11 protein-coding genes are annotated in these 11,033 nt (G+C 72.6%); 7 read left to right on the top strand and 4 right to left on the bottom strand.

Features of this window, described 5'->3' with window-relative positions:
* Window positions 1–49 precede the first annotated feature (49 nt).
* The 3 genes from ACYU96_RS01555 to ACYU96_RS01545 are packed head-to-tail and all read left to right on the top strand — an operon-like array spanning window position 50 to window position 2,984.
* Entirely contained in the window at window positions 50–1,081 is a 1,032-nt protein-coding gene (locus tag ACYU96_RS01555; RefSeq protein WP_460748415.1) for a carbohydrate ABC transporter permease, read from the top strand.
* Window positions 1,078–1,983, top strand: a complete 906-nt coding sequence (locus ACYU96_RS01550) for a carbohydrate ABC transporter permease (RefSeq protein ID WP_460748412.1) — start codon at window positions 1,078–1,080, stop codon at window positions 1,981–1,983. Before ACYU96_RS01555 ends, ACYU96_RS01550 begins: the two co-directional genes overlap by 4 nt.
* A complete protein-coding gene (locus tag ACYU96_RS01545; RefSeq protein WP_460748409.1) occupies window positions 1,980–2,984 on the top strand; it encodes a LacI family DNA-binding transcriptional regulator in 1,005 nt (334 codons plus the stop codon). The genes ACYU96_RS01550 and ACYU96_RS01545 overlap by 4 nt, the downstream gene beginning before the upstream one ends.
* A gap of 158 nt (window positions 2,985–3,142) precedes the next feature.
* Here the strand turns inward: ACYU96_RS01545 and ACYU96_RS01540 are convergent, their stop codons facing one another.
* The 4 genes from ACYU96_RS01540 to ACYU96_RS01525 are packed head-to-tail and all read right to left on the bottom strand — an operon-like array spanning window position 3,143 to window position 6,223.
* The gene (locus ACYU96_RS01540; RefSeq protein WP_460748438.1) at window positions 3,143–3,517 is read right to left on the bottom strand and encodes a Fur family transcriptional regulator; all 375 of its coding nucleotides are present in this window, start codon (window positions 3,515–3,517) and stop codon (window positions 3,143–3,145) included.
* A 5-nt stretch (window positions 3,518–3,522) separates the two neighbouring features.
* Complete coding sequence (locus ACYU96_RS01535) at window positions 3,523–4,464, bottom strand: metal ABC transporter permease (protein ID WP_460748407.1); 942 nt, start codon at window positions 4,462–4,464, stop codon at window positions 3,523–3,525.
* Entirely contained in the window at window positions 4,461–5,267 is an 807-nt protein-coding gene (locus ACYU96_RS01530; protein ID WP_460748405.1) for a metal ABC transporter ATP-binding protein, read from the bottom strand. Before ACYU96_RS01530 ends, ACYU96_RS01535 begins: the two co-directional genes overlap by 4 nt.
* The gene (locus ACYU96_RS01525) at window positions 5,264–6,223 is read right to left on the bottom strand and encodes a metal ABC transporter substrate-binding protein (RefSeq protein WP_460748402.1); all 960 of its coding nucleotides are present in this window, start codon (window positions 6,221–6,223) and stop codon (window positions 5,264–5,266) included. Before ACYU96_RS01525 ends, ACYU96_RS01530 begins: the two co-directional genes overlap by 4 nt.
* 146 nt (window positions 6,224–6,369) lie before the next feature.
* Here ACYU96_RS01525 and ACYU96_RS01520 point away from each other — a divergent pair, with 146 nt between their 5' ends.
* From ACYU96_RS01520 to ACYU96_RS01505, 4 genes are all read left to right on the top strand, one after another.
* Window positions 6,370–7,776: a glycine--tRNA ligase gene (locus ACYU96_RS01520; protein ID WP_460748399.1), complete on the top strand. Its 1,407-nt coding sequence runs from the start codon at window positions 6,370–6,372 to the stop codon at window positions 7,774–7,776.
* A 119-nt stretch (window positions 7,777–7,895) separates the two neighbouring features.
* Window positions 7,896–8,948, top strand: a complete 1,053-nt coding sequence (locus ACYU96_RS01515) for a FecCD family ABC transporter permease (protein WP_460748396.1) — start codon at window positions 7,896–7,898, stop codon at window positions 8,946–8,948.
* A gap of 2 nt (window positions 8,949–8,950) precedes the next feature.
* Entirely contained in the window at window positions 8,951–10,015 is a 1,065-nt protein-coding gene (locus tag ACYU96_RS01510) for a FecCD family ABC transporter permease (protein WP_460748393.1), read from the top strand.
* A 92-nt stretch (window positions 10,016–10,107) separates the two neighbouring features.
* Window positions 10,108–10,908 carry an ABC transporter ATP-binding protein gene (locus ACYU96_RS01505; RefSeq protein ID WP_460748436.1) on the top strand — a complete coding sequence of 267 codons (801 nt, stop codon included), beginning with the start codon at window positions 10,108–10,110 and terminating at the stop codon, window positions 10,906–10,908.
* Window positions 10,909–11,033 lie beyond the last annotated feature (125 nt).

Below are 11,033 nucleotides of genomic sequence, written 5' to 3'. Positions count from 1 at the left end.
TCACGGTCGATGACCTGGTCGGCGCCGGGTTCGACGTCGCGGAGTGACGGTGACCTCCTCCCCCCGGCCGGACACGCCGCGCCGGCGGGCCCTCGCGGCCCGCCGGCCGGCGTCCGCCCCCGGCCCGGAACGCCCGCCCCGCACCCCGGCGCGACCAGCGCGACCGGGACGGGTCGCCGGCCTCGGCCGCCGCAGCGCGCCCTGGGGCTTCCTCGCCCCGGCGATCGTGCTGTTCACGATGTTCCTCGCGGCGCCGATCGGCTACTCCGTCTATCTCAGCTTCCGCACCGAGCAGGTGCAGGGCCTCGGCCTGGGCTCCGGCTCGCGGCAGGAGGTGTGGAACGGCGTCGGGAACTACGTGTCCGCCGTCGCCGACCCCGAGTTCCTGGCGTCCGTCGGCCGGGTGGGGCTGTACGGCCTCGTGGTGGTCCCGATCATGCTCGGCTCCGCGCTGCTCTTCGCGCTGCTGCTGGACGCACGCCGGGCCCGCGCCCGGCGGTTCTCGCGCATCGCGATCTTCCTGCCGTACGCCGTGCCCGCGGTGATCTCGTCCCTGTTGTGGGGCTTCCTCTACCTGCCGGCCGTCAGCCCCTTCTACTGGGTGTTCGACCGGTTCGGCTGGAACGTGCCGTCCCTGTTCGAGTCGGACCTGGTCCTCTTCGCGGTCGCGAACGTCGCGGTCTGGGCCGGCATCGGCTTCAACATGGTCGTGATCTACACCTCGCTCAAGGCCGTCCCGTCCGAGCTGTACGAGGCCGCCGAGCTCGACGGTGCGTCGCAGGTCGGCCTCGCCTGGCGCATCAAGATCCCGATCGTCACCCCCTCGATCATCATGACCTTCGTGTTCTCGATGATCGCCACGCTGCAGGTGTTCGCCGAGCCGACCACCCTGCGGCCGCTGTCCAACTCGATCTCCACCACGTGGACCCCGCTGATGAAGGTGTACCGGGACGCGTTCACCCGCGGCGACCTGTACTCCGCCGCCGCGACGTCCGTGATCATCGCGGTGGCGACGTTCGTGCTCTCGTTCGGGTTCCTGCGTCTCGTGCAGTCCCGGGCGTTCTCCTCGGAGGAACGATGACCGCAGTGACAGCCACCCGGGACGTCGCCGTCCCCGCCACGCCCGCGTCACGGCGCAGGGACCGCCGCGCCGGCGACCGGCCGAGCGCCGCCGCCACCGCGATCCTGCTGATCGGGGCCGTCTACTGCCTGCTGCCCGTGGCATGGGTGGTGCTCGCGGCGTCCAAGAGCTCGTCCGAGCTGTTCTCCACGCTGACGTTCCTGCCGTCGACGCACCTGCTCGACAACGTCGCGGAGCTGTCCGCGTACCGCGACGGGCTGTTCTGGCGCTGGATGCTCAACACCGCGCTGTACGCGGGCGTGGGCGCGGCGCTCTCCGCCGTGGTCTCCGCGATGGCCGGGTACGGCCTGGCGAAGTACCGCTTCGCCGGCAAGACCGCGGTGTTCAACGTGCTGCTCGCCGGGGTGCTCGTGCCCGGCGTCGTCCTCGCCATCCCGCAGTACCTGCTCCTGGCGCAGGTCGGGCTCACGAACACGTACTGGTCGGTGCTGCTGCCCAGCATCATCAGCCCGTACGGCATCTACCTGGCCCGCATCTACGCGGCGGCCGCCGTCCCGGACGACGTCGTCGAGGCGGCGCGGACCGACGGGGCGAGCGAGCTGCGCACGTTCGTGCAGGTCGCGATCCCCATGATGACGCCCGGACTGGTGACGGTGTTCCTGTTCCAGTTCGTCGCGATCTGGAACAACTTTATGCTTCCTTACATCATGCTCGGCAACGACAAGCTCTTCCCGCTCACCGTCGGACTCTCCGGCCTGCTCAACCAAGGCGCCTCGGCGCCGGCCATGTACACGCTCGTGGTGACCGGCGCGCTGCTGTCGATCATCCCGCTCGTCGCCCTGTTCCTGCTGCTGCAGCGGTTCTGGCAGGTCGACCTCGCGGCCGGAGCGGTCAAGGCGTGAGCACGGGCAGGAGACCTACGATCCGCGACGTCGCGGCGGCCGCGGGCGTGTCCCGAGGCACGGTGTCGCGCGTGCTCAACGGCGGGAAGTGGGTCTCCGCCGACGCCCGCACCGCCGTCGAGGCGGCGATCTCCTCGACCGGGTACGTGGTCAACCAGGCCGCGCGCTCGCTGGTCACGTCGCGGTCGAACTCCATCGCCTTCCTGCTCACCGAGCCGCAGCACCTGCTGTTCGAGGACCCCAACTTCTCCGTGCTGCTGCGCGGGGTCGCGCAGGAGCTCTCCGAGCGGGAGATGCCGCTGCTGCTCATGGTGGCCGGGACGGTGTCCGAGCGGCGGCAGATCTCCCGGTACGTCGCCGCCGGGCACGTGGACGGGGTGCTGCTGATCTCGTCCCACCGGGGCAACCCGATGGTCTCCGACCTGCTGGAGCACGACGTCCCGGTCGTGGCCTGCGGCGTGCCGCTCGGCTTCGAGGGCCGCGTGGGACACGTCGCTGCCGACGACCGGACCGGCGCCGTCACGATGACGCGCCACCTCCGCGACCGGGGGCGGACCCGCATCGCGACCATCACCGGACCGCTCGACACGCCCGGCGGCACCCTGCGCCTCGAGGGGTACCGGGACGCGCTCGGGCGCGACTACGACGAGACCCTGGTCGCGACCGGTGACTACTCGCGGGAGTCGGGACGCGTCGCGATGGCGGACCTCCTCGAGCGCCGGCCGGACCTGGACGCCGTGTTCGTCGCGTCCGACCTCATGGCCGCCGGGGCGCTGGCCACCCTCCAGGCAGCGGGCCGCAGCGTGCCCGGCGACGTCGCCGTGGGCGGGTTCGACGACTCCGGCGTCGCCGCGGCGATGCACCCCGCGCTCACGACGATGCGGCAGCCGTTCGGCCGGATCAGCGCGGAGATGGTCCGGCTCCTGCACGAGGTGATGTCCGGCGAGGAGCCGGCAGGCATCACCCTCCCGACCTCCCTGGTGCACCGAGCCTCCACCTGACCCAGCTCTCACCCTCCCCCCGACCCGCAGCCGGGCACGCGACCACGCCAGGTTGCGGGGTGGCCACGTTCCCACCACGCAACCTGGCGTGGTCGACATCGCGGGATCGGCTCGGGGCCGTAGGGGGTGGGGAGGTGTGACTGCGGGGGCTGGAGGCGTCAGGCGCGGCAGTCCTTGCAGGTGCCCCACAGCTCGATCGTGTGGTCGATGTCGGTGAAGTCGTGGACCGCGCCGACCTTGGCCGCCCACGCCTCGACCGTCGGCCCGTCGATCTCGATGGTGCGGCGGCACGACCGGCACACCAGGTGATGGTGGTGCTCCGCCCGTGCGCAGCGCCGGTACAGGACCTCGCCGTCGGCGTTGCGCAGCAGGTCCACCTCCTGCGCGTCGGCGAACGTCTGCAGCGTCCGGTACACGGTGGCCAGGCCGACCGAGTCGCCCCGGGCGCGCAGCACCTCGTGGAGCTGCTGGGCCGAGCGGAACTCGTCCTGCTGGTCGAGCGCCTCGGCGACGGCGGCCCGCTGCCGGGTCATACGAGTCACGTGCACACCTCCTGATCTGCCCCCACCCGTTCGCCCGGCGGGAGCTCGACGTCGTCGGGCAGGTCGGGGTGAGGGTCCTGGAACGGCGCGCGCCGTGCGACGAGCGGACGCACGATCGCAGCCACAGCGTAGACCGCGATCGCAAGCACCACGATCGTGGCTCCCGGCGAGACGTCCTGGAAGTAGGTGATGGTCAGACCCGTCACGCAGACGACCACGCCGACGACGACGGCCGTGCCCATCGTGCGCGTGAACGAGTGGGTGAGCTGCTGCGCCACGGCGACCGGCACGATCATCAGCGCACTGACCAGGAGGAGGCCGACCACCCGCATCGCGACCGTCACCGTCAGCGCCGCCACCACGGCGACCAGCGCGTTGAGCAGCCACACCGGCAGCCCGGAGGCGATGGCGAAGTCCTCGTCGTGGGTCGCGGAGAACAACGCGGCGCGCAGCCCGATCCCCACGGCCAGGACCACGATGGACAGCACGACGGTGAGCACGAGGTCGGTGTCGGACACGGTGGAGATCGAGCCGAACAGGTACTGCATCAGGTTCCCGTTGGAGCCGCCGGCCAGCCCGATCAGCAGGACGCCGCCCGCGATGCCGCCGTAGAACATGATGGCCAGGGCCAGGTCGCCGGAGGTGCGTCCGCGGCGTCGTACCAGCTCGATCGCGAGGGCACCGACGACGGCGGCGACCACCGCCCCGGGGACGGCGAGCGCGTCGGGCGCGATCCCGAGCGCGGCGCCCACGAGCCAGCCCAGGGCCACCCCGGTCAGGGCGACGTGGCCGATCCCGTCGCCGAGCAACGACAGCCGCCGCTGCACGAGGTAGGTGCCGACGACCGGCGCCCCGGCGCCCACCAGGAGCGCGGCGACGAGGGCGCGCTGCATGAAGGGGTCGGTCAGCATGTAGCCGATCTCGCTGAGCACGGTCACGGGGCGACCTCCTCGGGGCTCCCGGGGACCGGGTGCTGGGTCAGGGGCGAGCGACGGCGCGCCTCGTCGTCGTGGGGATGCTGGTGGTGATGGCTCTCCGCGCCGTGGCCGGTGCGGGGCCGTGGCGGGGCGCCGTCGTGCACGACACGGCCGTGCCGCAGGACGACGGCGCGGGTGACCAGGCCGGCGAGCTCGCCGAGCTCGTGCAGCACCACGAGCACGGTGACGCCGCGCGCGCCGAGCCGCCGCACGGTCTCGGCGAACGCCTCCTGGCTGGGCCGGTCGACGCCGGCGACCGGCTCGTCGAGGACGAGCAGGTCAGGGTCCCGCACGAGCGCGCGTGCGATGAGCACGCGCTGCTGCTGGCCGCCGGAGAGCAGGTGCATGGCGGACTCCGCGCGGTCCGCGAGGCCGACCTCGCCGAGCGCGTCGCGCACACGGGCGCGCCAGCCCCGCGGGAGCCACCAGCGGCGGCCGTTGAGCAGGCCGGACGCGACGACCTCGGCGGCGGTGGACGGGACGCCGGTGCGGGCGCCGACGCGCTGCGGCACGTAGCCGACCCGTTCCCACGGCACGCGGTCGGTCCCGGGGGTGGCCCCGAGCAGCCGGACGGTGCCCCGGGACGTCGCCATGGTGCCGACCAGCGCCTTCACGAGGGTCGACTTGCCGGAGCCGTTGGCGCCGAGGATCGCCACGGTCTCCCCCGCACCGACGGACAGGTCGATGCCGCGCAGGATGTGGCTGGCGCCCGCGTGCACGTGCAGGCGTTCGACCTCGACCACGGGTCCGCGGGGTTCGTTCACTCGCACACCAGTCCTTCCGCCAGTGCGTCCAGGTTCTCACGCATGACGCTCACGTAGTCGGCGCCGGACGCGGTCGCGTCCTCGCTCAGCCCCTCCAGCGGGTCGAGGACGGCGGTGCCGAGGCCGAGGTCGCCGGCGAGGGTCTCGGCGACCTTCGGGCTCACGAGCGTCTCGGTGTAGACGGTGGTGACGTCGTTCTCGCGTGCGATGTCGGCCACCTCGCGCAGGCGCGCGGGAGACGGCTCGGCCTCGGGGTCGAAGGAGGCGAGCGACACCTGCTGCAGCGAGTAGCGGTCGGCCAGGTAGCCGAACGCGGCGTGGCTCGTCACGAGCGTCGCGCCCGCGCAGGTCGCGAGCCCGTCCGCGAACTCCTGGTCGAGGTCCTCCATCTGCCGGCCGAGCTCGACGGCGCCGGCGGCGTACTCGTCCGCGTGCTCGGGGTCGACGACGGCGAGCTCGTCCGCCACGGACTGGCCGAGCGCGGCCATCCGGCTGGGGTCGAGCCAGAAGTGCGGGTCTGCGCCGTCGTGCCCGTGCTCGTCCCCCTCCTCGCCGTCCTCGCCGTCCTCGCCGTCCTCGGAGTGCTCGTCCTCCTCGCCCAGGTCCGCGAAGGTGGCCGCGTCGACGACGTGCTCCGGGGCGCGGGTCTCCACGCCCTCGTCGACGGCGGGCTGCATTCCCGACAGGAACACCACCAGGTCGGCGTCGCCGATCCGGCGCGCCTGGGCCGGGGCGAGCTCGAGGTCGTGGGGCTCGGCCGACGGCGGCGTGAGGTTGTCCACCCGCACGAGGTCACCCCCGACCTGCTCCGCGACGTACTGGAGCGGGTAGAAGGAGGCGAGCACGGCCACGCCGTCCGACCCGGAGGAGCCGGACCCGCCGGCCGCGGTGCATCCGGCGGCGAGCAGAGACGCGGCCGCGGCGACGGCGGGCAGTGCGAGAAGTCGGCGATTCATGAGAACGATTCTCACGCCGTGCGAGAACCGATGTCAAACTCCGGGGGTTGTGGAGAACCTCCGGGTCCCGCGGTGCGCGACCGGTAGGCTGGAGCCTGTCACCCAGCCGCCCCGCGGCGATCCATTCCACCTGGAGAGATACCCCCGTGTCCGACAAGCCATCGCGCTCCGCGCAGACCGCCAAGCTCGACGCCGTCGTCTCGCTCGCCAAGAAGCGAGGTTTCGTCTTCCAGTCGGCGGAGATCTACGGCGGGACGCGATCGGCGTGGGACTACGGCCCGCTCGGCGTGGAGCTGAAGGAGAACATCAAGCGCCAGTGGTGGCGCTCGATGGTGACCAGCCGGAACGACGTCGTCGGCCTCGACTCGGCAGTGATCCTGCCGCGCCCCGTGTGGGTGGCCTCGGGCCACCTCGGCGCCTTCAACGACCCGCTGACGGAGTGCCTGAGCTGCCACAAGCGCTTCCGTGAGGACCACATGGTCGAGGAGTTCGAGGAGAAGAAGGGCCGCTCCCCCGAGGGCGGTCTCGCCGAGATCGCCTGTCCGAACTGCGGCACGCGGGGCCAGTGGACCGAGCCGCGCGACTTCAACATGATGCTGAAGACGTACCTCGGCCCCGTCGAGGACGAGTCCGGCCTGCACTACCTGCGGCCCGAGACGGCGCAGGGCATCTTCGTGAACTTCGCCAACGTGGCGCAGTCGGCCCGGATGAAGCCCCCGTTCGGCATCGGCCAGATCGGCAAGTCGTTCCGCAACGAGATCACGCCCGGCAACTTCATCTTCCGCACCCGCGAGTTCGAGCAGATGGAGATGGAGTTCTTCGTCACGCCCGGCGAGGACGAGACCTGGCACCAGTACTGGATCGACTACCGCACGAGCTGGTACACGGACCTGGGCATCTCGCGCGACAACCTGCGGCACTACGAGCACCCCAAGGACAAGCTGTCCCACTACTCGACGCGCACGGTCGACATCGAGTACCGGTTCGGCTTCACGGGCGGCGAGTGGGGCGAGCTCGAGGGCATCGCGAACCGCACCGACTTCGACCTGCGGACGCACGCCGAGCACTCGGGCAAGGACCTGCAGTACCGCGACCCGGCGACGAACGAGAAGTACTTCCCGTACGTCATCGAGCCGGCCGCCGGCCTGACCCGGTCGCTCATGGCCTTCCTCGTCGAGGCGTACGACGAGGACGAGGCCCCCAACACCAAGGGCGGCGTCGACAAGCGCACCGTGCTGCGGCTCGACCCGCGCCTGGCGCCGGTCAAGGTCGCGGTGCTGCCGCTGTCCAAGTCCGCGGAGCTCCTGCCCACGGCGGAGAAGATCGCCGACGAGCTGCGCAAGTACTGGAACATCGACTACGACGTGACGCAGGCCATCGGCAAGCGCTACCGCCGCCAGGACGAGATCGGCACCCCGCTGGCCGTCACCGTCGACTTCGACACGCTCGAGGACCAGGCGGTCACGGTGCGCCACCGCGACGCCATGACGCAGGAGCGCATCTCGATCGACCAGCTCGTCACCTACCTGGCGGGCCACCTGCCGGGCGTGTGACCCGGGGCGGTACCCGCGTCGCGCCGGGGTGGGGGGCCCGTCACCGGGTCGCCCGCTCCGGCGTTCTGCTGTGCGAGCACGACGCCGGAGCACCCCTCCGGCTGTGCAAGACTTAGGCAATGCTTACCTCACCCTCGGTGGCCCTGGCCGGTGAGGTGGCCCGCACTCCCGATCGAGCCCGCCGCAGGACGCTGATCCTGCTCGGCCTGGTCGCCGCCCTCGGCGCGACCGTGCTGGCGAGCCTCGCCCTCGGCGTCCGCGACATCCACCCCGCGGACGTGTGGGACGCCCTGACCGGCTGGGCCACCGGCACGCCGCTCCCCGACGACCAGGACCATCGCGTGGTCGTCGAGCAGCGCCTGCCCCGTACCGCCGTCGGGATCGCCGCAGGCGCCGCCCTCGCGCTGGCCGGGACGCTCGTCCAGGGTGTCACCCGCAACCCGATCGCGGACCCCGGGCTCCTCGGGCTGAACGCCGGGGCCAGCCTGGCGATCGTGCTGTCGATCATCTTCCTCGGCGTCACGTCGCCGCTGGGCTACATCGGGTTCGCGTTCGCGGGCGCCGCCGTCGCGGCGCTGCTCGTCTTCTCGATCGGGGCCGGCCGGCCCGTCCGCCTGGCGCTGGTCGGCGCCACCGTGACCGCGCTGCTCACGCCCCTCATCACCATCGCGCTGGTGAGCAACTCGCTGGCGTTCAACCTCTACCGGCAGTGGGCCGTCGGGTCGCTCGCCGGTGTCCGCTCGGCGGCGCTGGCCGACCTGTGGCCGTTCCTCGCGGTGGGCGTGGTCCTCGCCGCGCTCATGGCGAACCGGATGAACATGCTCGCCCTCGGCGACGACGTCGCCACCGCGCTGGGCCAGAAGGTCGGGACCACGCGCGCCGTCTCCGGCGTCGGGATCGTGCTGCTCTCCGCGACGGCCACCTCCCTGGTCGGCCCGATCGCACTGGTCGGCCTGGCGGTCCCGCACGCCGCCCGCCGCCTGGTCGGCACGGACTACCGCTGGATCACCCTGGCCGCCCTGCTGCTCGGGCCGGTGGTGCTGCTCGGCGCCGACGTCGTCGGCAGGCTCCTGCTGCCGCACTCCGAGCTCGAGGCCGGGGTCGTCGCCGCCGCGATCGGGGCGCCCGTCCTCATCGCCGTCGCCCGCAGCCGCTCCCTGTCGGGGGTGTGATGATGACCGGCCCCGTGACCACCGAGACGCCCGCGCCCGGCGCCACCACGACCGCCGTCGCCAGGCTGCGCACCTCGCGGCGCCGGCGGCTCGGCCTGATCCTGACGACCTGCGTCGCGGCGATCGCCGCGCTCGGGACCCTCGGCCTGATGCTCGGCGACTCCCCGATCGACCCCGGCACGGCCCTGCTCGCCGCGTTCGGCGTGGGCGACGGCGGCGACCTGTTCATCGTGCAGCGCCTGCGGATGCCGCGCGTCGTCGCCGCGATCCTGGTCGGCGCGATGTTCGGGCTGGCCGGTGCGATGTTCCAGTCGACCCTGCGCAACCCGCTGGCCTCCCCCGACATCCTCGGCATCGCGTCCGGCGCGAGCCTCGGCGCGGTGACCGCCCTGCTGACCTTCGGCCTGATGGGGTTCGCCGTGGCCGCGTCGGCGTTCGGCGGAGCGCTCACCGTCGCGCTGGCCATCTGGTTCTTCGCGTGGCGCCGCGGCCTGCACTCGATCCGGTTCGTCCTGGTCGGGGTCGGCTTCGCGTACCTGTGCCAGTCCTTCCTGTCGTGGCTGCTCGCCCGCGCCGACGAGCGCGAAGCCGCCTCGGCCCTGCTGTGGACGGTGGGCTCCGTGGCCGACGTCCGCGGCGACGACCTCGGGATGCTCGCGAGCGGCGGCCTCGTCCTCGCGCTCTGCGTCGCCGTCGTGGCCCGCACACAGCGCCCCCTCGCGCTGGGCGACGACAACGCCCGCGCGCTCGGCGTGCCCGTGAACGCGGCGCGCGTGACGACGCTGCTGCTGGCCGTCGGGCTCGTCGCCCTGGCCACGTCGTTCGCCGGGCCGGTCGCGTTCGTCGCCCTGGTCGCCCCGGCGATCGCCCGGCGCCTGCTGTCCGACGGCGGCCCCGCGCTGGCCGCGTCCACCGCGGTCGGAGCCCTCCTGACGCTGGCGGCCGACCTCATCGGCAACCATGAGGTGTTCGGCGTCTCCGCGCCCGTCGGCATCGTGACCGGCCTGGTCGGCGCGCCGTACCTGCTGTGGCTGCTGGCCACGAACGAGAGAAAGGAGCGCCGGTGACGACGCGCTCAGACAGCACCGGGGCCGCGGGTCCCGGGCTCCGCGAGGACGCCACCACCGACGCCGGCCCGGCGGACCGGGCCGGGGACGCCGTGGCCGGCCCGACCCTGCGGGCCGAGGGCGTCGTCCTCGGCTACGACGGCCGCACCGTCATCGACGGCCTCGACCTGGTCCTGCCCGCCGGGAAGATCACCGCGATCGTCGGCCCCAACGCCTGCGGCAAGTCCACGCTCCTGCGTGGGATGGCGCGCCTGCACGCGCTGTCCGGCGGCACGGTCCTGCTGGACGACCGGGACGTCACCGCGATGTCGCGGCGCGAGCTCGCCCGTGCGGTCGGGATGCTGCCGCAGTCGTCGATCGCGCCCGACGGCGTCCGCGTGGCCGAGCTCGTCGCGCGCGGCCGCTACCCGCACCAGGGCTGGTTCGGCAGGCACTCGTCCGACGACGACGCCGTGGTCGCCTCCGCACTCGCCTCGACCGGCGTGGCCGACCTCGCCGACCGGCCCGTCCAGGACCTGTCCGGAGGGCAGCGGCAGCGGGTGTGGATCGCGATGGTGCTCGCGCAGCAGACCGACATCGTGCTGCTCGACGAGCCGACGACGTTCCTCGACGTACGCCACCAGCTCGACCTGCTCGACCTGCTCACGTCCCTGAACCGGGAGCGTGGCACCACGGTCGCGATGGTGCTCCACGAGCTGAACCTCGCTGCCCGGTACGCGGACCACCTGGTGGTGATGAACTCCGGGAAGATCGTCGCCGAGGGCGCTCCCCGCGCGGTACTGACCAGCGAGGTGGTCCAGGGCGCGTTCGACCTGGAGTCGGACGTCGTGCCGGACCCGGTCTCCGGGACGCCGATGGTGGTGCCTCGCGGGCGTTTCCACACGGCGAGCTGAACCGGGTGCGACGCAGGACACACCCCGCAGGGAATTTCGTGATGTGGACGTGACGAAAAAGCCTGGCTGATGAGGTTAGGCTCGCCTCACACGCGCCCGGCGTCGTCGGGCCCCCGGATATCAAG

The organism is Myceligenerans cantabricum, from assembly GCF_054777735.1.
Note: the sequence above shows the minus strand (reverse complement) of the source record. Positions and strands in the feature narration are given on the sequence as shown.

Bases quoted from the DNA above. Each gene is read 5' to 3' on its own strand.
- ACYU96_RS01550 (WP_460748412.1), top strand. From the start codon at position 1,078: ATGACCGCAGTGACAGCCACCCGGGACGTCGCCGTCCCCGCCACGCCC.
- ACYU96_RS01540 (WP_460748438.1), bottom strand. From the start codon at position 3,517: ATGACCCGGCAGCGGGCCGCCGTCGCCGAGGCGCTCGACCAGCAGGAC.
- ACYU96_RS01525 (WP_460748402.1), bottom strand. From the start codon at position 6,223: ATGAATCGCCGACTTCTCGCACTGCCCGCCGTCGCCGCGGCCGCGTCT.
- ACYU96_RS01515 (WP_460748396.1), top strand. From the start codon at position 7,896: ATGCTTACCTCACCCTCGGTGGCCCTGGCCGGTGAGGTGGCCCGCACT.
- ACYU96_RS01510 (WP_460748393.1), top strand. From the start codon at position 8,951: ATGACCGGCCCCGTGACCACCGAGACGCCCGCGCCCGGCGCCACCACG.